Source organism: Nocardia sp. Marseille-Q1738 (assembly GCF_965283145.1).
On record NZ_CBDIMS010000002.1, the window covers coordinates 228,155 to 246,511 of the forward strand.

Below are 18,357 nucleotides of genomic sequence, written 5' to 3' on the forward strand. Positions count from 1 at the left end.
ACCGATGCATGAGCAGGCGCCGGACGCGGGACTGCGCAGCAGGTTCCGCACGGCCGAGGAAAGTCCAGGACTGTTGCTGTGGCAGGTGACCAACCGCTGGCAGGCCGCGCAGCGGGCGGCACTGGCCCCGTTCGACCTGACCCACGTGCAGTTCGTGTTGCTCGCCTCGTTGGTCTACCTCGCCGCGGGCCGCGACGATCCGGTGCGTCAGCGTGACCTGGCCGAGCACGCCGCCACCGACCCGATGATGACCTCCCAGGTACTGCGTGCGCTCGCGGAGAAGGGCCTGATCGAGCGCCGCGACCACCCGAGCGATCGCCGGGCCAAGGCCCTCGTCGCCACCGAAGCCGGGGTGACACTGGCGAACCGGGCCATCCTGGCGGTCGAGACTTGCGACCAGGAGTTCTTCGCACCGCTCGGTAGGCAGGGCGGTGCCTTCGCGCGCTCGCTGCGGCTGCTGCGCGATCGAAGCGCACGCTGAGCACTCGGCGGCGGGTCCGGCCGTGACGGCGACACTGTCTGTGTCGGTGGGCGCTGTCATGATGGACCGCGTGCCCGCACTCGACCTCGCCGACCTCGATCCCGAGCAGGACGCCGCCGTGCGCGCGCCGCGCGGTCCGGTGTGCGTGCTCGCGGGCGCGGGCACCGGCAAGACCAGGACCATCACCTACCGCATCGCGCATCTGGTCGCGCAGGGGCAGGTCAAGGCCGATCAGGTGCTCGCGGTGACGTTCACCGCGCGAGCGGCGGGGGAGCTGCGGACCCGGTTGCGCGCGCTCGGCCTCGGCGGCGAGGCCGCCAAGGTGCAGGCGCGGACGTTCCACGCGGCGGCGTTGCGGCAGCTGAAGTACTTCTGGCCGCAGATCGTCGGCGACGTGCCGTGGCGGTTGATCGACGCCAAGTTCCCGATCGTCGCGCAGGCGGCGAACCGGGCCGGACTGTCCACTTCCACCGACAGCGTTCGCGACCTGCTGAGCGAAATCGAGTGGGCGAAGGCATCGCTCATCGCGCCGGAGGACTACACCGCGGCGGTCACCGAGCGCAGGCGCGAGACGCCTTACGACGCCATGCGCGTCGCCGACGTGTACGCGGGCTACGAGAAACTCAAAGCCACGCCGGACGGGCTGCTGCTGGACTTCGACGACCTGTTGCTGCACACGGCGGCCGCGCTGGAGGACTATCCGGCGGTGGCCGACGAATTCCGCGGCCGCTACCGCAGTTTCGTCGTCGACGAATACCAGGACGTCACACCGCTACAGCAGCGGGTGCTCGACGCATGGCTCGGCGACCGCGATGACATCACCGTCGTCGGCGACGCCAATCAGACGATCTACTCGTTCACCGGCGCCACGCCGAACTACTTGCTCGATTTCTCCCGCCGATACCCCGACGCGACGGTGGTGCGATTGGAACGCGATTATCGCTCGACTCCGCAGGTGGTTTCGCTGGCCAACCGGGTGATCGGCGCGGCGCGCGGCCGCATCGCGGGCACCAGATTGCAACTCATCGGACAGCGGCCCGACGGATCCGAACCCGGGTTCGCCGAGTACGACGACGTTCCCGCCGAGGCCGCGGCGGTGGCCAAGGCGATCGCCAGGCTCATCGAGGCGGGCACGCCCGCCGCCGAGATCGCGGTGCTCTATCGCATCAACGCCCAATCGGAGAGCTACGAGCAGGCACTCACCGAGCGCGGCATCCCCTACCAGGTGCGCGGCGGTGAGGGCTTCTTCGCGCGCACCGAGGTCAAACAGGCCGTGCAGGCACTGCGTCAGGCCGCGTCCCGCGACGATCTACCCGACCAGGCGCGCAGCGGTAGAGCCCTGGTCTCGCTGGTTCGCGCGGCGCTCGCCCCGATCGGCCTCACCGCCACCGAACCCGCGGGCGCGCAGGCGCGCGAGCGCTGGTCCTCGCTGGTCGCCTTGGTACGCCTGACCGAGGAACTGGTCGGCCACGACGATCGTCTCGACCTGCCCGGGCTGCTGCGCGAACTCGCTGCCCGCGCCGAGGCCAGGCATCCACCCACGGTGCAGGGCGTCACGCTGGCCTCCCTGCACGCCGCCAAGGGCTTGGAGTGGGACGCGGTATTCCTCGTCGGCCTCTCCGACGGCACCCTGCCCATCCAGCATGTCCTCGCCGACGACGGCTCGGTGGCCGATCAGGCCGCGCTGGAGGAGGAGCGGCGGCTGCTCTACGTCGGAGTCACCAGGGCGCGGGAGCAGTTACGGCTGTCCTGGGCGCTGGCCAGAAACGAGGGTGGCAGGCGCGTGCGGCGGCGCTCCCGGTTCCTCAACGGCCTCGTCCCCGACGAGTCGCCCGCCTCGCGTATCGCGGCACCGGTCGCCCCCGCGTCGAAACAAGCCCGACCGACCTGCCGGGTCTGCGCCAAACCGCTGATCGGCACGTACGCGACCATGCTCGGCCGATGCCGCCGCTGCCCGGCCGAACTGGACGCGGAATTGCTTGCCGCACTGCGGGAGTGGCGCGCGGAGAAGGCAGAGGCGTTGCGCGTGCGCGAATTCGTCGTGTTCACCGACACCACCCTCACCGCGATCGCCGAACAACTGCCCGCCGACGACGCCGCGCTGGCCTCGATCGCGGGCATCGGCGCCAAGAAGATCGATCAGTTCGGCGCGGACGTCCTCGGGATCGTCGCGTCCCGGATCCGATCCACATCACAAAAGCGCAGGTAGAAAATAGGTTGTCGCCGTGGGCGATCTTGCCTATGGTGGATTTCACGCACCGGGAGGTCATCTCGGCGCGCACAGTTACCGACAACGAGTACAGGAGGGAGGCAGAGCAATGGACAACATCATGAACTTCGACGCCCAAGGCGTTGCGGTCTATGCGCCCATGGCGGCCTCCCGGGGGATCCTCGCCTTGCAGGGGATCGGTCTGTCCGGAATCGGTGTTTGCGGCATGTTCGGCACGAAAGTGAATTCGGCTGTCATGCCCGCATCCATTTGCACCGAAATCCAGGACAAGCCCAGCGCGGGCTGGCACCCGACGGCTGCCGAGGCAGCAGTCGGCGTCTTCGCGGACGAGTTCGGCTTCGAGCCGGCGGATCCGCGGGCAGCACGCCTCCGCACCGCACACCCAGCGACCGTGAACAGGATTCGACAGAGATGTCGACCTAGGTAGGGAACTCCTCCCCGACCTCCTGGCCACGGATCGCACGACAGCGAAACCGTGGCCAATCTTCTCCGGCCCTTCAGCCACCAGGCACCGGTTTCGCGACAACGAAACGAACCGCTGCAAACGAGCTGAAGGAGAACGACGTGTTCACCGCACAGGGTTGGCCACAAGCCGCTACTGACGTGACATGCCGAACCGTGGCGTCGACTACTCGTCCCCAGGAGTCCCCCACCAAGGTCCTGCCCTGCCGTGCCGGCGACCCGGATCTCTGGTTCGCCGAGAGCCCGGTCCAGTTGGAGCAGGCCAAGGCGCTGTGCGCGACCTGCCCGATCCGCAAGGGCTGCCTGAGCGCGGCCATCGATCGGCGTGAGCCATGGGGTGTTTGGGGCGGTGAGATCTTCGACCAGGGTGTCGTGATCGCCCGCAAGCGTCCGCGTGGTCGTCCGCGCAAGGTCGCGGTCCCGGCGTGAGTCGGGGAGTGACTTCCCTCCCTCCGGTCGATGTGCTCGATTCGGTCGGTCCCGGCACGGGCCGAGCCAACGAACGAGAAAGCAGGCCAGCCGCTCACCCTTGTCCGGTGGGCGGCTGCCCTGCGTTTTCCGTCAGCGACAAGACTGATGCATGCGGTTGTCATCACCGCCGATCTGGCTCAGCCGCGAACGCAATCCCGATTTCCATCGCACTCCCGTCCCGTCGGGTGCGAGTCTTACGAGCACCGTTCGCGGCCCGTCTCGCGTCCGAGTGACCGAAGCGCATGCGCCGCAGGCGCGAGTCTCGGTCGCTCGGACGCGAGACTTCCCGGGGCCGCGAACACGCAGCGCCGCAGGCGCTGCAAATCGAACACAGCTCAGGAGGCAGTGCGTTCCTCGCGGAAGCCGGGCATCCAGGTGCGGACCAGCTGCATGAACGGCAGCTCGGCGTCCAGCTGGGCCAGGATGCCCACCGAACCGCCGAGCACCCGGAAGATCATCACGTACTCCGCCGGAAGTTGCAGCGCCCGAGCGGTTTTCATCTCCGGGCTGGAGAACTCCGAAGCCTTGCCCGCCACCCGCTGCATCCACCTGCGCGTGAAGTGGAACGAGTCGGCGCGGATCGGATCGGTGAACGGGCGCAGATAGTCGGCGATTTCCTGATGGGTGACCACCCGGCCCGGGATCACCCAGCCGTGGTCGTACAGCAACTCGGTGAGCTCGGCGAAGCGTTCCTCTACCGCCAAGGCCAGCATCCGGCCCAATACCGGGGGGAAGCCGTTGGGCATCGGCGCGCAGGCACCGAAATCGATGACGGCGAGTCTGCCGTCGGGCAGCATCATGAAATTGCCCGGATGCGGGTCGGCATGCAGCAGGCCGACGACTTCCGGGGAGCAGAAGTGAAAGCGGCCCATCAGAGCCGCGACTCGATTGCGCAGCGCGAGGGTACCCGCCGGATCCTCGCCGCCCTGCTTGATGATCGCGGAAACGGCGGTCCCATCCAGCCATTCCGTGACGATCACCTTCGGCGCGCTCGCCACCACCTTCGGCACGACGATTTCGCCGTGTCCGTCGAAGCCTTTGGCGAAGGCGCGCTGGTTGGCCGCCTCGTTGCGGTAGTCCAGTTCCTCTTCGGTGCGCTCGGTGATCTCGGCGAGAATCGGTTTCACGTCCGCGCCGGGGACCACCGAGGCGATCAGGCCGGTCATGCGGGACAGGGTCTTGAGGTCCGCCCGCAACGCGTCATCCGCGCCGGGATACTGCACCTTCACCGCGACCGGTCGCCCATCCGACCACACCGCCCGGTGCACTTGGCCGATGCTGGCCGATGCGGCCGGGATGTCGTCGAACTCACGGAAGCGGGTGCGCCACTGCGTGCCGAGTTGCTGGTCGAGCATGCGATGGACGGTCGCGGCCGGCATCGGCGGCGCGGCGGCCTGCAGCTTGGTCAGCGCCTCGCGGTAGTGCTCGCCGAACTCCTCCGGAACGGCGGCCTCCATGACGCTGAGCGCCTGGCCGAACTTCATGGCGCCGCCCTTGAGTTCGCCGAGCACGGTGAACAACTGTTCGGCGGCTCTCTGGTTGAGCTGGGCGTTGATCTCGGTCTTGTCGCCTCCGGCGAGCTTCTTGCCGAATCCCACGGCGGCCCGGCCCGCGATGCCGAGCGGAATCCGGGCCAACTTGGCGTTGCGGGACGAGCGACTGCGCGCGATCTCTGACACGTACCCATCATGGCGGACGGACCAGCGAATCGGCCATGGCAATCTTGATCACTGACGGACTCCCGCGCCGAGGTACGCGGCTGCCTCGCCTTCGCTCGGCCCGGCGCGGGCTATGGACGGACTTCGTCCGACTGCGCTGTTTCTGCGGCTGCCTCGCCTTCGCTCGGCCCGGCGCGGGCTATGGACGGACTTGGTCCGACTGCGCTGTTTCTGCGGCTGCCTCGCCTTCGCTCGGCCCGGCGCGGGCTATGGACGGACTTGGTCCGACTGCGCTGTTTCTGCGGCTGCCTCGCCTTCGCTCGGCCCGGCGCGGGCTATGGACGGACTTCGTCCGACTGCGCCCATTAGGCGGGCACTCGTACACACGCGCACGCGGGGTGACGGTGCCATACGCGCCGGTCGAGGACGTGTGAATCCAGATCCAACTCCACCGTCGCGTTCAACGTGGCCGGGGTGCGGCGCGGTGAACAATCCAGGATCGCCTCCAGTTCGCCGAGGGCGACCGCGGCCGTCGCGGCGATCCCGGCGGGGGAGGCGTGGCCGACCCGGCCGAGCAGCTGGGCGGCCAGATGCGGCCAGTCGGCGTCGTTCTGCGAGCGGATCAGGTCCGCGCAGCGCAGGCAGCTGGTGGCGCCGGGCAGCACCAGGGGCCCGATGACGCCCTTGTTGTCCCGAATGCGCAGTTGCAGATGCGGAATCCGGTGCAGCAACAGGTCGTTCACCAATTTCGGGTCCGGCATCAGCGCGTCGGCCAGCACCACCAGGTCCGACCGCCAGGTGCGTACCGTCGCCGCGCCGGACGGGTAGTCCCGGGAACGGCTCGGCCGCACCCCGAGTGCGCGCAGCCCGGTCGAGACCGCGTCGGAGAGCGGGCCCAGCCCGTGCACCCGCACCGCCAGGGCCCGCCCGGCGCGGTCCTCGGGATGGTCGAGCAGCCCGGCTTCGTCGATCAGGGTGAGCAGCGCCACGGCACGTTCGGCGTCGATACCGCATTCCCCGGCTCGCCAGATGATCTGCGGTTTCGTGCGCAAGCCGTCCAGCAGGCGGAGGAAGGTCAGGACGGCCTCGGCGTCCATGCCTTCCGGACCGAGCACCACGGCGGTCTCGGGATCACATCCGAGCTGGACGACGCCGGCCGGGCGAACCAGAACGGTCACTCTCGGACGCAATCGCGGACCGCGACACATCGTTGTCATGTCAGCAGTATGCGAAACACGCAATGCGTGACTCGTTTCGAAACCCGCGGTTATCCACAGGGTTTCGCGTCATCCACAGGGCGGATCAAGCGGGCGCGTCGCCCTCTTTGCCCAGATCCGGGCCGGAGCCTCCGTCCTTGCGTTCGCGTTCGGCCTGCTCGCGCGCCTCGGTCTCGGCCAGCTGCGCCAGCGGATCGTCGAACGCGGTCGTCCCGCCACCGATCACCGAGTCGATGAAACCGGCCGGGGAGTCCAGGTCGCCGGAATCCGGCAGGAGATCGGGGTGCGACCAGACGCGATCGCGCGCCGTCATGCCCGCGTCGGTGGTGAGCCTGCGCCACAACGCCGCCGCCTCGCGCAGCTTGCGCGGACGCAACTCCAGGCCGACCAGCGTCGCGAAGGTCTGCTCGGCGGGCCCGCCGGTGGCGCGCCGCCTGCGCAGCGTCTCGGCCAGTGCGCCCGCGCCGGGCAACCGATCGCCGACGGCGTCGCCGACCACCACCTGTACCCAGCCCTCGATCAACGCCAGCAGCGTTTCCAGCCGTTCCAGCGCTTGCTTCTGTTCCGGCGTGGTCTGCGGCTCGAACGTGCCCTGGGACAGGATCTCCTCGAGCTTCGCGGGATCGGTCAGTGACATCGGATCGATGTCCTGCGCGGCCTGCTCCAGCGCGGAGAAGTCCATCCGGATACCGCGTGCGTAATCCTCGACCGCGCCGAGCACCTGCTGACGCAGCCACGGCACATGGCCGAACAACCGCTGGTGGGCGGCTTCGCGTGCGGCCAGGAACACCAGGATCTCGCTTTCCGGCTGTTCCAGGCCCGCGCTGAACTCCGAGATCGCCGCGGGCAGCAGCGCGGCGGTGCCGGTGGGTCCCAAGGGGAGGCCGATATCGGTCGAGGTCAGCACCTCCTTGGCGAGCTGGCCGAGCGCTTGGCCGAGTTGCGAGCCGAACGCCAGGCCGCCCATCTGGCCGAGCATGCCGACCATCGGCGCGGCGAACTGCCTGGCCTCCTCGGGCAACGATGCGGTCCACATCCCGGAGATCTGCTCGGCCACCGGGTCGCACAGCCGCTGCCAGGTGGGCAAGGTCTGCTCGATCCAATCGTTGGCGGTCCACGCCACCGTCTTGGTGGCGCCCGCGGGCAGCGCGGTCGCGCTGTCCAGCCACAGTTCGGCCAAGTGCGTGGCGTCGGCCACGGCGCTGGCGGCGCCCGCGGTCACCGGGGCGATGGTCGAGCCGAGTTGCTGGCGGGCCAGCCGCTTGGCGACGTCGTAGTTCACCGGCCCGGCCTGCGCCGAGCCCGGTTGTCCCATGCCGCTGAGCATCTGGCCGAGCGAGGTCAGCATCTGCCCGAGCTGCGCCGGGTCGAATCCGCCCGCGCCGGACCCACCGATCCCGAAGCCGAACGCGTCGTTCGGACCGGGACCGCTCGGCTCGTCGCCGCGCTTGCGTTCGTCATCGTCATCGCGGTTCGAGAATCCGAAGGGGTGGTCGCTCATAGTCCTTAATCTACGCGCGTAGCACCGTGGCTCCATGTTCGCGCGGCGCGAAACCGGCGACGGCGCGCGCGGGCGAAATGACCGCCTCTGCCGCTTCGCGGCGCCCGGTGTCATTACTGTGGTCCGGGTGAATCGTCGGATCCTCACCCTGGTGGCCGCCCTGATCCCGGTGCTTGTGCTCGGTGTCGTCGGCAGTGTGCTGACCGTGCCGTTCGTCGCACTCGGTCCCGGACCCACCTTCAACACGCTCGGCAAGGTGGACGGTAAAGAAGTCGTCGACGTCCGGGGAACGGAGGTCGATCCGACCACGGGGCATCTCAACATGACCACGGTGTCGGTGCGCGACGGGCTGACCATCTTCGAGGCGTTCGGCTTCTGGGCCAGCGGCAAGCACGGTCTGGTGCCGCGCTCGGAGGTCTACCCGCCCGGCGTGTCGCGCGAGGAGATCGACAAGTCCAACCAGCAGGACTTCAAGGACTCCGAGGGCAACGCCGAAGTCGCCGCGCTGCACCACCTGAACCTGCCGACGGTCGTACTGCTGCGCAAGGTCGCCGACGACGGCCCCGCGGGTGGCGTGCTGCGCGCGGGCGACGAGCTGGTCAGCATCAACGGCACGCCGATGACCGCGCCCAAGGACGTGGTCGCCGCGGTGTCCTCGCAGACGCCCGGTACCCCGCTCACCGTGGTGTACCGGCGGGACAACGCCGAGCAGACCGCGACGATCACGCTCGCTGCCCGCCCCGACGACGCGGCCAAGGGCTACCTCGGCGTGACGCCGGGCGAGGGCGCTCGCCCGCCCATGGAGGTCACGTTCAACCTCGCCGACATCGGCGGTCCGTCGGCCGGCCTGATGTTCAGCCTGGCACTGATCGACAAGCTCACCCCCGGCGACCTGGACGGCGGCAAGTTCGTGGCAGGCACCGGGACCATCGATCAGGAGGGCAAGGTCGGCCCGATCGGCGGCATCCAATACAAGATGATGGCCGCGCGCGAGGCGGGCGCGGAGACCTTCCTGGTCCCCGCGGCCAACTGCAACGAAGCCAGGCAGCGGACCCCGGACGGTCTCCGGTTGGTGAAGGTCGAGAACCTCACCGGCGCGGTGCAGTCGCTCAACGAGATCACCGCTGGCAAGGAACCGGTCACCTGCGGGTAACTGCTCAGTCCAAGGTATGGCGCAGTGCCTCGACGAGGTTCGGGGCCAGGTTCGGGTAGGTGCGCAGATCGAGGTCGCCGAAGTCGTCGGCGTCTTCCTCGGGACGCAGTTGCAGCAGGCACAGCGACGCGCCGTCACGCAGCACCGCGGCGAACAGCCGCGCTTCTCTGCGTCCGGGGTGTGCTTCGGCTGCCGCGCGCGCGGCCGCGTCGGCGGCCTCGTGGTCGGCCAGCAGCGGGGCGAGGGCGTCGTCCAGCGTCGATTCCGCGTCCGGCGGGAGCACCACGATCTCCTGCACCAGCACGCAACCCTCCACGGCGGGCGGCCAGCTGGTGGTGGCCAGGAACTCGTCGAGCGCCATCGATCCGCCGGTCACGTCGTCCGGGAAGGCCTCCTGGGCGACCGGCGTCAGCTCATCGCCCGCGTCGAGCTGATCCTCCAGCTCCGGCTGCGCCGCGACCAGGTCCGCCGTAGGCACCAGCGCGAACATCTGCGGTGGCCGACCCCACCCCTCGGCATCCACGAATTCCGCCACCTCTCGGACGGTACGGGCTAGGACGAGTTCGGCGTGCAGGTCTGGCGTCACGCGAACATCCAATCAAACGGGCGTTCGGGACAACCTCGGAACCCGGTCAGCGATCCATGCGGCGCGGCGAGCGCAACCCTGCCAGCTGCTCGGTGTCCGATTTCCGTAGAGTGGGGCCGAGACGGTCCGCAAGGACCACCCGCAACATCGGACTGCGGCGCATCGGCCGGGCGTATCGGTGCGAGCGTCGCCGGACCTTGGAGAGTGGCATCGTGGGCATGCGGCCCCCCACCGGCTTACCTTCGCTGTCCCGACGCAGCCGTGTGCTGCTGGTGGCGGCCATCGTCCTAGCGGCGCTGCTGCTGCTCGGGCCGCGGCTGACGGACACCTATACGAACTGGCTGTGGTTCGGCGAGGTCGGCTTCCGCGATGTGTATCTCACCGTGCTGCGCACGCGCATCCTGCTGTTCATCGTCGTGGCGGCGTTCGTCGGCCTGGTGGTCTGGCTGGCGCTGCTGCTGGCCTATCGGTCGCGGCCGGTGTTCGTGCCGGTGGCCGGACCGAACGATCCGATCGCTCGGTACCGCACCACCGTGATGAGCAGGCTGCGGCTGTTCGGCGTCGGTATCCCGGTGCTGCTGGGTCTGCTGTCCGGCTTGGTGGCGCAGTCGAATTGGGTGACGGTGCAGCTGTTCCTCAATGGCGGCTCGTTCGGCGAGAAGGACCCGGAATTCGGCCTCGACGTCGGCTTCTACGCCTTCGATCTGCCCTTCTACCGGATGGTGCTGAACTGGCTGTTCGTCGCGGTGGTCATCGCGTTCTTCGCCAGCCTGGTCACCCACTACGTCTTCGGCGGCCTGCGGCTGACCGGACGCGAGGGCACGCTGACCCGTCCGGCGCGCATCCAACTTGCCGTGCTGGCCGGGCTTTTCGTGCTGCTCAAGGCGATCGCGTACTGGTTCGACCGGTACGAGTTGCTGTCCAGCAGCCGTAAGGAACCCACCTTCACCGGTGGTTCGTTCACCGACATCAATGCGGTGCTGCCCGCCAAGCTCATCCTGCTGTCCATCGCGGTGATCTGCGCGCTCGCCTTCTTCGCCGGCATCGTGCTGCGCGATCTGCGCGTGCCCGCGATGGCCGCGGCGCTGCTGGTGCTGTCCTCGATCCTGGTCGGCGCGGTGTGGCCACTGGTGGTCGAACAGTTCTCCGTGCGCCCCAACGCCGCGGACAAGGAGAGCGAGTACATCGAACGCAACATCGCGGCGACCAGGCAGGCGTTCGGCATCACCGACGACAGGATCGACTACAAGGACTTCAAGGGAGAGAGCAGCAAGAGCCCGCTCGAAGTTCCGGTGGACGCCGCGACCATCGGCAACGCCAGGCTGCTCGACCCGAACATCCTCTCGCCCACCTTCACCCAGCTGCGCCAGCTGAAGAACTTCTACGGCTTCCCGGAGTCGCTGGACATCGACCGCTACAACCTCGACGGCGACGTGCAGGACTACATCGTCGCCGCCCGTGAGCTCTCACCCGCGGCGCTGAGCGGCAACCAGACCGACTGGATCAACCGGCACACCGTGTACACCCACGGCAACGGCTTCGTCGCCGCTCCCGCCAACCGGGTGAACAAGCCGCAGTCCGAGGACCCCAACGCCACCGGAGGCAGCAGCGACAGCGGGTACCCGATCTTCATGGTCAGCGATCTGTTCACGCCTTCGGACAAGCAGCGGATCAAGGTGGACCAGCCGCGCGTGTACTTCGGCGAGCTGATCTCGCAGTCCAATCCGGATTACGCGATCGTCGGCGCGATGGACGGCCAGCGTCCGCGCGAATACGACTCCGACACCGCGCAGTACACCTACACCGGCAAGGGCGGTGTGCCGATCGGCAACTGGCTCAACCGTCTCGCTTTCGCGGCGAAGTACGCCGAGCGCAACATCCTGTTCTCCTCGGCCATCGATGACGACTCCAAGATCATCTACAACCGCAGCCCGCGTGAGCGGGTGCAGAAGGTCGCGCCGTGGCTGACCCCCGACGGCAACGCCTATCCCGCCGTGGTCGGCGGACGCATCGTCTGGATCGTCGACGCCTACACCACCTTGGACAACTATCCCTATGCGCAGACCACCTCACTGGAGGGCGCGCTCGAGGACAGCATCGACAAGAAGACGGGCCGTTTGCTGCCGCGCAAGTCGGTGAGCTACATCCGCAACTCGGTCAAGGCCACGGTCGACGCCTACGACGGCACCGTCACCTTGTACGAGGTGGATTCGTCGGACCCGGTGCTGAAGGCGTGGCGCGGGGTGTTCCCCGATGCGGTGAAGCCGGAGGGCGAGATCTCGCCGGAACTGCGGGCGCACTTCCGCTACCCGGAGGACTTGTTCAAGGTGCAGCGCGAGATGCTCACCAAGTACCACGTGGACGACCCGCGCGAGTTCTTCACCAACAACGCCTTCTGGTCGGTTCCCGCCGATCCCACCACCGAGGGTGGGACGTCCGCGAGCCAGCCGCCGTACTACGTGCTGCTGGGTGATCCGAAAACGAACAAGCCCACGTTCAATTTGACCAGCGCCATGGTCGGGTACAACCGGCAGTTCCTGTCGGCCTATATCTCGGTGCGGTCGGATCCGGACGGGTACGGGAAATTCACGATTCTGCGATTGCCAACGGACACACAAACTTTGGGCCCGCAGCAGACCCAGAACCGAATGACGACGGCGCCGGAGGTCTCCCGCGAGAAAACGCTGCTGTCCAATTCGAACAAGATCAAATATGGCAATTTGCTGACCTTGCCGGTCGCCGACGGCGGCATCCTCTATGTGGAGCCGTTCTACAACGAACGCAACACCGGTCCGAACACCGCGACCTTCCCGCAGTTGCTGCGCGTACTGGTGAGCTACCGGGACGAGGCGGGCAGTGTCAAGGTGGGCTATGCCTCCACGCTGGCCGAGGCGTTGAACCAGGTCATCCCCGGTGCGGGCGCGCTGGCGACGCCGTTCGGCGGTGACTCGGGCACCAGGCCGAAGCCCGGCACCGTTCCCCCGCCGGTCGAGCAGGGCAACAACGGGACGAACGCCGGAACCCCGGCCCCCGCTTCCGTCCCGCCGCCGGCGACGGGGTCGTCCTCCGCCAAGGACGCGGCGGCGGCGGAGCTGAACCGGAAGATCGAGAACGTGCGAAATGCCATGCGCAGCGGAAACTTCCAGGACTTCGGCCGGGCGCTCGACGAATTGGAAGCCGCGGTCAAGGCGTATCAGGACGCGGGCCGATGAGGTAGTAGGACGCCGCTGAGGTAGGACACGAAAGACGCCGCCATCGTTGCGATGGCGGCGTCTTTCGTGTGCACCGGTGCGATCCGGCGCAGGTCGCGTCAGCGACCGAAGGAGTCGATCAGCGTGCTGTGCTGGTCCAGAACCTGCTGGAACTGGCCCTCGAGGCCGTACCGCTTGGCCAGCTCGCCCGCGGCGGACTTGGCCTGGTCGACCACCGTCTGGTTGTCGCTCGGGGCGGGACGGCGGGACGGCGGGACGGCGGGGACGGCGGGATGGCGGGGATGGGCTCCGGCTGGACGGCGGGCTCCGGCTCGGAGGTGCCGGAACGCAGGAACTTGCCGCAGGTCGGCCAGGCACCGGGGCCCTGGGTGGCGAGCACGTTCTCCGCCACGCGGATCTGCTCTTCCTTGCTCGCGTTGTGCGCGTAGCCCTGACCACCGTTGGCGGCCCAGGTGCTCTGCGAGAACTGAAGGCCACCGTAGTAGCCGTTACCGGTGTTGATCCCCCAGTTGCCACCGCTCTCGCACTGCGCGACACCGTCCCAGTCGTGGGTCGGCGCGGCGGAGGCCGAAGCGGTGGAGAATGTGAACGGGACGGCAACAAGGGCGCCGGTGATGGCGGCGAAGCCGATGGCGCGGGTGCTGAACTTCCGGTTCTCAGTCATGGTCGATTCCCTCCCTGCGCCCGCCGGCACGGCGATGGAGCTCTCTGCCGTGTCCCTGTCCCCAGGTCGTCGGGGATCCTCGAACCGCGGGACAGGGTTACCGGTGTTCGGCGGTTCGAGTTCGAGCCCGTCACGGTTGATCGGGGCCGTGGACTGAAGGTAACGAAGAAATCTCAGCAGATCACATCTCGATAACGCCAGAATTGCATGAAGCGAATAAGTCGAATATCGGCGTTTTGCCAGGTGACAAACGCCCTGACACGCCGATAGTGCACGAAGTTATCGCATCGTTATGTGTTCGAGATCACTAGGAAATGGTGATATGTGTCACGTTTGAAAGGGGTCGCCTGTGTCTATATGGCGCTACAGCGCCTGCTCGGACGTCATCGCCCTCGGATTTGGGCCGCCCGGCATCTCCCGCCTCGGTTTGCGGCGTCAGCGCCTTGGTAAACAGTATGAAAACGCCGCTGAGCTGGCGATTTGCAGTCTCCGCGAACTCATGTGTAATGTTGTGTTCACCGACGCGGGGTGGAGCAGCTCGGTAGCTCGCTGGGCTCATAACCCAGAGGTCGCAGGTTCAAATCCTGTCCCCGCTACAAACGGCCCAGGCCGGAGAGATTCGAACTCTCCGGCCTGAGTCATTTTCGGCCCTTCGGCCCTCTGCCCTTCCGTCCCAGCGCAGCCACCGTGACCATGGCCGCCCGAGGCTTCGTCGCGCAGGACTATCCGAACCGATGCTCGGCGACCGAGGTGCTGAGCACCGCACCGTTGAACTCCAGGTACAGCACGCGCTCCGTTATGGACATGGTGACGGTGTTGCGACGTTCGATCGCGGCGACGGCGGAACCGACGAAGTCGCTGTCGAAGCTGTACAGCGGGATCGCATCGGCGCGGTGGATCCGCTTGCCGTCGAGGTGCGCCAGCACCTTGACGGGGTCGCGATGGGTGTAGATGGCGACCCGCTGCGCCAGTTTGCTGCCTCGGTGCACGCGTTCCGCGTCGGGCGCGCCTACTTCGACCCATGCGGTGAGACGCCCGGTGCGATCGCGCACCAGTACCGCGGGCTCGTCGGTGGACGACACGCCGCCGTCGCTGAAGGCGATACCCTCCTCGTACTCGAGGCAGTAGGCCAGCAGTCGCGTGACCATGAACTCTGCGGTTTCGGACGGATGACGCGCTACCCGCAACGCCAGCTCCTGATAGACGTCACGGTCGACGTCGGCCAGTTGGACGGCGAAGTTGTGCAGAGTCGCGTTGAGGGCCATAGCAGCAGCAGCTTAAGCGAACTCTGGTCGGTGGCGGTGGGCGGTTGTTCACACGCGCATCGGCGCTCGGCTGTCACATCGGATATTCCGGGATCCGCGGCGCGACAGGCGCATGATCCGGGGGGAAAGCGAGTGCGGACGCCGCGCCGCTGTTGACGAATTCCGTCGCCGCCGCGACGGCGAGTTGCACCGCCTTCTCCACGTCCGCGCCGTCGGCCAGCGCGCCGGCCGCGGCAGCCGCGAATCGGTCGCCCGCGCCGCAGGTATCGGATCTCGGGCTCATGAGCAGTCCGGACGGCGTCGGGATGTGCAGGACATCTCGACGGCCGCGGCAGAACAGCATCGCGCCCTCCGCGCCCAGCGTCACCGCGACCGCCTGCGCGGACCATCGCTCGGTCAGTGTTCGGGCGGCCCGGCGGGGACCCGGCGTGCCGGAAACGAACCGCTGCGCCTCGTCGCGATTCGGGGTCGCCAATGTGGCGTCGCGGATCGGCACCGGTCCTCTGGGATGGGGGTCCCAGACGAGCGGAATCTGTCCCGCCCGCGCCTCGAGCAGTGCCCTGACCTGCGGATGGGCCGCAGCGCCGCGGCCGTAGTCCGCGACGAGCACAGCACGTGCCGCATCGATCGCCGCACGCACGTCGTCGCTCAACCGGTCCGCGGTGACACCGCCGTCACCGAAGTCGAGCCGGGTGATCGTCGCCGGTCTCAGCTCCGGCCCTTCGCCGCCCGCGCAGGGCCCCATGGCGCGAATCCGCTCTTTGCGGATGGTACTGCCGCGAAAGGGCAAGGACACCACGCGCATCCGCTCCGGTAGCAGCGCGCGCAGCCGATCACCCGAGGGATCGGTCGCGAACCCGCCGATCAGCACGACATCCGCGACGTCCTGCGCGGCGAGGGCAGCGGCCAGCCCGGCCCCACCCGGTCGAAGCGTGCGCGTCGCCACGTCCACCACCGGCACGTCCCCGTCGGGACTGCGCCGGTCCGCGCGGCCCTCGATGTCGATGTCCAGCAGTACGTCGCCGACCACGACCAGCGGGCCCTGGGAAGTCATGAGTCCGCCCCGAGCGCCGCGTCCAGCGCCATGCACAGCGAATGAACCAGCACCAGGTGCAATTCCTGCACGGTGGCCGTCGTGTCCGCTTCGATCGTGATCGCCTCGTCGCACAGCGCGGCGAGCGGATTAGGGGTGGGACCGGTCATCGCCCAGGTGGGGAGGCCGATCTCCTGCGCCGCCTTGGCGGCGGCGACAACGTTGGCGCTGCAACCGCTGGTGGACAGCGCCAGCAGGATATCGCCGCCGCGCCCATGGGCCCGAATCTGGCGGGCGAACATTTCCTGCGACCCGTAGTCGTTGACGATCGCGGTGAGACTGGAGGTCTCGGCATGCAGCGCGATGGCCGACAGCGGCCGGCGTTCGGCGTGGAAACGCCCGGTCAGCTCGGCGGTCAGATGCTGGGCCTCCGCGGCGCTGCCGCCATTGCCGCACGCGAACAACCGGCCGCCGCGTTCGTAGACCTCGGCCAGTTGCTGCGCCCACGAGACGATCCGGGCCGCCGCGGGTCGAAGGTTCCGGCTCAGTGCCACGCCGAGCGCGTCGAAATGTTCTTCCACCGCGGCGATGCGCCGGTGGTCGGCACGCCCGTCGGGGATCCCACGGCTGCCCTGGGTTGGCTCGTGTGCGTTCACAACGGACCCTCCTCCTTGCGCACGCCCGTGAGGGCGAGGGTGACGGCGGCGGTGAGATCGGGCGCGACGGCGGCCATTCGCTCAGCGTGGGCGATCTCGGCGGGGCGTGTCCGCGGTGTCGGTACGAGGATGGCGCCGGCGCCCGCGGCCAGGGCCGCCTCGATGTCGGAGCCGATGTCGCCGATCACGACACAGCGTGCGGGTTCGATCGCCAAGGTTTGCGCGGCGGCCAGAATCAGTCCTGGTTCGGGCTTGCGGCAGCCGCAGCTGTCGGCGGACGCGTGCACACAGATCTGCCAGGTGTCGAAGGGGCCGAGGAGGGCTTCGACTCTGGCGTTGACGGCCGCGAGCTGCGCTGGGGTGATGAGACCGGAAGCGACGCCGGATTGGTTGCTCACCACCCCGGTACGGATTCCGGCGCCGCGCAGCCGGCGCAGTTGTTCACGCGCTCCCGGCACCAGCCGCACGAGGCCGGGGTCCGCGAGGTACGGGACATCCACGATGAGCGTGTCATCACGATCGAACAACACGGCCGCGGGAGGGGCTGGCACCTGGGCGAGACGAGGAACCAGGGGTTCTGTGATGCTCATCCACCCTCCTCGTCCCCGTCACGCATGTGACGCGCGTCGGTACGGTTCGACGGCGCTGATGCGTGTGTCATGCCCGGCCTGACAAAATTGAAACCGCCTGGTTCAGGCAGGACGCTTCTCGCTGTCGGCAGGGGGTGGACCGCTCGCGGCGATCTCGGCCAGCTTGTCGACCGCCGCGACGACGGCGGTATCGGCGATCTTGTTCAGGCAGGGATGCCCCGGTACCGGGCAGCGCCGCGCGCGTGAGCCCGCGCACGGCGCGGACTGGTCGCCGAGCACGATCGAGGGCACGCCGTAGGGCGCCCAGCGCCGGGCCGGGACCACGGGCGCGAACAGTGAAACGACCGGTGTGCCGACCGCGGCCGCGAGGTGCGCGGCGGCGGTGTTGGGGGCGACGACGACGGACGCGTCCCGCAGCACGGCGGCGAACATCGGCCAGTCGGTCGCGCCACCCGCGTCCGTGGCGAGGTCGCCTGCCACGGTGGCGGTGAGTGCCTTCTCGCCGGGGCCACCGGTCACCACCACCCGGTGGCCCGCTCTGGTCAGCGCCGCGACCACGGACCTCGAGCGAGCCGCGGACATGTGCCGGGCCGGTACGGCGGCGCCGGGGTGCACCACCACGTAGCCGGGGTCGCCGGTGAGTGCACGCACGTCGGGCAGGTCCGCACGGACACGCAACCGCGCGTCCGCCGCCGGATACCCTGCCGCACGCGCCAGTGACAGCGCTCGGATCGGTTCGGGCGCGTCCTCGTCGGCCAGATGGCGGACATCCAGGAGAGACCCCGGATAGTCGGTGCTGATCGCGCAGACGCGCGGCACCCCCGCTGTGCGCAGAATCAGGGCCAAGGGCAGCGGTGACTGGTGGAACGAGGTGAAGATGAGCGCCTCGTCCAAGCGCAGCGCGGCGATCGTGTTCCGTAGTTCCTCCACCGCGGCCGCGGTCACCGGTGGAGGATCGAAGTCCACCCACCCGGCTTGGAATTCGATCACCTGGTCGACGCCGGGCAGCAGGTCGGCGGCGGCGCGACCGCGGGGCCCGGCCAGGAAGGTGACCCGATTCGCGCGCGCCGCCACCGCCCGCACCGCGGGACCGGTGATCAGGACGTCTCCGGCGCTGTCGAGCCGGGCTGCCAGCACGTGTCCGCTCATGTCCGCACCGGGTGGGCGGTGGCGACCTC

At 68.5% G+C, this 18,357-nt stretch carries 16 protein-coding genes and 1 tRNA gene; 7 read left to right on the forward strand and 10 right to left on the reverse strand.

Annotation, left to right across the window (positions count from 1 at the left end):
* Positions 1-4 precede the first annotated feature (4 nt).
* The 4 genes from ACWPXK_RS09385 to ACWPXK_RS09400 all read left to right on the forward strand — a co-directional run bounded on the left by ACWPXK_RS09385 (position 5) and on the right by ACWPXK_RS09400 (position 3,602).
* Complete coding sequence (locus tag ACWPXK_RS09385) at positions 5-481, forward strand: MarR family winged helix-turn-helix transcriptional regulator (protein ID WP_454195669.1); 477 nt, start codon at positions 5-7, stop codon at positions 479-481.
* A gap of 58 nt (positions 482-539) precedes the next feature.
* Positions 540-2,690 carry an ATP-dependent DNA helicase UvrD2 gene (locus tag ACWPXK_RS09390; RefSeq protein ID WP_454196403.1) on the forward strand — a complete coding sequence of 717 codons (2,151 nt, stop codon included), beginning with the start codon at positions 540-542 and terminating at the stop codon, positions 2,688-2,690.
* 109 nt (positions 2,691-2,799) lie between these two features.
* Positions 2,800-3,138, forward strand: coding sequence for a hypothetical protein (locus ACWPXK_RS09395; RefSeq protein WP_454195670.1), 339 nt, complete (start codon positions 2,800-2,802; stop codon positions 3,136-3,138).
* A gap of 137 nt (positions 3,139-3,275) precedes the next feature.
* Positions 3,276-3,602, forward strand: a complete 327-nt coding sequence (locus tag ACWPXK_RS09400; protein WP_454195671.1) for a WhiB family transcriptional regulator — start codon at positions 3,276-3,278, stop codon at positions 3,600-3,602.
* A gap of 377 nt (positions 3,603-3,979) precedes the next feature.
* Here the strand turns inward: ACWPXK_RS09400 and ACWPXK_RS09405 are convergent, their stop codons facing one another.
* From ACWPXK_RS09405 to ACWPXK_RS09415, 3 genes are all read right to left on the reverse strand, one after another.
* Positions 3,980-5,323, reverse strand: coding sequence for an ABC1 kinase family protein (locus ACWPXK_RS09405; RefSeq protein ID WP_454195672.1), 1,344 nt, complete (start codon positions 5,321-5,323; stop codon positions 3,980-3,982).
* Between the two features lie 344 nt (positions 5,324-5,667).
* Positions 5,668-6,519: a hypothetical protein gene (locus tag ACWPXK_RS09410; RefSeq protein ID WP_454195673.1), complete on the reverse strand. Its 852-nt coding sequence runs from the start codon at positions 6,517-6,519 to the stop codon at positions 5,668-5,670.
* 85 nt (positions 6,520-6,604) lie between these two features.
* Complete coding sequence (locus ACWPXK_RS09415; RefSeq protein ID WP_454195674.1) at positions 6,605-8,020, reverse strand: zinc-dependent metalloprotease; 1,416 nt, start codon at positions 8,018-8,020, stop codon at positions 6,605-6,607.
* 127 nt (positions 8,021-8,147) lie between these two features.
* Between ACWPXK_RS09415 and ACWPXK_RS09420 the strand changes: the two genes are divergently transcribed.
* Complete coding sequence (locus tag ACWPXK_RS09420; RefSeq protein ID WP_454195675.1) at positions 8,148-9,173, forward strand: YlbL family protein; 1,026 nt, start codon at positions 8,148-8,150, stop codon at positions 9,171-9,173.
* Positions 9,174-9,177: 4 nt separating this feature from the next.
* Here ACWPXK_RS09420 and ACWPXK_RS09425 read toward each other — a convergent pair whose 3' ends face one another.
* Positions 9,178-9,759, reverse strand: a complete 582-nt coding sequence (locus tag ACWPXK_RS09425; protein ID WP_454195676.1) for a PPA1309 family protein — start codon at positions 9,757-9,759, stop codon at positions 9,178-9,180.
* 212 nt (positions 9,760-9,971) lie between these two features.
* Between ACWPXK_RS09425 and ACWPXK_RS09430 the strand changes: the two genes are divergently transcribed.
* Entirely contained in the window at positions 9,972-12,971 is a 3,000-nt protein-coding gene (locus ACWPXK_RS09430) for a UPF0182 family protein (RefSeq protein WP_454195677.1), read from the forward strand.
* A gap of 118 nt (positions 12,972-13,089) precedes the next feature.
* On the opposite strand, the gene ACWPXK_RS09435 is transcribed toward ACWPXK_RS09430, so the two are convergent.
* Positions 13,090-13,635: a transglycosylase family protein gene (locus ACWPXK_RS09435; protein ID WP_454195678.1), complete on the reverse strand. Its 546-nt coding sequence runs from the start codon at positions 13,633-13,635 to the stop codon at positions 13,090-13,092.
* A gap of 522 nt (positions 13,636-14,157) precedes the next feature.
* Here ACWPXK_RS09435 and ACWPXK_RS09440 point away from each other — a divergent pair.
* A tRNA-Met gene (locus ACWPXK_RS09440) sits at positions 14,158-14,231 on the forward strand.
* Between the two features lie 126 nt (positions 14,232-14,357).
* Here ACWPXK_RS09440 and ACWPXK_RS09445 read toward each other — a convergent pair.
* From ACWPXK_RS09445 to ACWPXK_RS09465, 5 genes are all read right to left on the reverse strand, one after another.
* Complete coding sequence (locus ACWPXK_RS09445) at positions 14,358-14,900, reverse strand: YaeQ family protein (protein WP_454195679.1); 543 nt, start codon at positions 14,898-14,900, stop codon at positions 14,358-14,360.
* Between the two features lie 73 nt (positions 14,901-14,973).
* A complete protein-coding gene (locus tag ACWPXK_RS09450) occupies positions 14,974-15,954 on the reverse strand; it encodes a PfkB family carbohydrate kinase (protein WP_454195680.1) in 981 nt (326 codons plus the stop codon).
* Positions 15,951-16,514: a D-sedoheptulose-7-phosphate isomerase gene (locus tag ACWPXK_RS09455; protein WP_454196404.1), complete on the reverse strand. Its 564-nt coding sequence runs from the start codon at positions 16,512-16,514 to the stop codon at positions 15,951-15,953. Before ACWPXK_RS09455 ends, ACWPXK_RS09450 begins: the two co-directional genes overlap by 4 nt.
* A 71-nt stretch (positions 16,515-16,585) precedes the next feature.
* Positions 16,586-17,179 (reverse strand): D-glycero-alpha-D-manno-heptose-1,7-bisphosphate 7-phosphatase, encoded by a 594-nt coding sequence (locus ACWPXK_RS09460; protein ID WP_454195681.1) that lies wholly within the window; start codon positions 17,177-17,179, stop codon positions 16,586-16,588.
* Between the two features lie 102 nt (positions 17,180-17,281).
* Positions 17,282-18,328 carry a glycosyltransferase family 9 protein gene (locus ACWPXK_RS09465; RefSeq protein ID WP_454195682.1) on the reverse strand — a complete coding sequence of 349 codons (1,047 nt, stop codon included), beginning with the start codon at positions 18,326-18,328 and terminating at the stop codon, positions 17,282-17,284.
* Positions 18,329-18,357 lie beyond the last annotated feature (29 nt).

Coding starts and splice junctions, on each gene's coding strand:
- ACWPXK_RS09385 (WP_454195669.1), top strand. CDS start 5: ATGCATGAGCAGGCGCCGGACGCGGGACTGCGCAGCAGGTTCCGCACG.
- ACWPXK_RS09390 (WP_454196403.1), top strand. CDS start 540: ATGATGGACCGCGTGCCCGCACTCGACCTCGCCGACCTCGATCCCGAG.
- ACWPXK_RS09395 (WP_454195670.1), top strand. CDS start 2,800: ATGGACAACATCATGAACTTCGACGCCCAAGGCGTTGCGGTCTATGCG.
- ACWPXK_RS09410 (WP_454195673.1), bottom strand. CDS start 6,519: ATGACAACGATGTGTCGCGGTCCGCGATTGCGTCCGAGAGTGACCGTT.
- ACWPXK_RS09415 (WP_454195674.1), bottom strand. CDS start 8,020: ATGAGCGACCACCCCTTCGGATTCTCGAACCGCGATGACGATGACGAA.
- ACWPXK_RS09435 (WP_454195678.1), bottom strand. CDS start 13,635: ATGACTGAGAACCGGAAGTTCAGCACCCGCGCCATCGGCTTCGCCGCC.
- ACWPXK_RS09445 (WP_454195679.1), bottom strand. CDS start 14,900: ATGGCCCTCAACGCGACTCTGCACAACTTCGCCGTCCAACTGGCCGAC.
- ACWPXK_RS09450 (WP_454195680.1), bottom strand. CDS start 15,954: ATGACTTCCCAGGGCCCGCTGGTCGTGGTCGGCGACGTACTGCTGGAC.
- ACWPXK_RS09460 (WP_454195681.1), bottom strand. CDS start 17,179: ATGAGCATCACAGAACCCCTGGTTCCTCGTCTCGCCCAGGTGCCAGCC.
- ACWPXK_RS09465 (WP_454195682.1), bottom strand. CDS start 18,328: ATGAGCGGACACGTGCTGGCAGCCCGGCTCGACAGCGCCGGAGACGTC.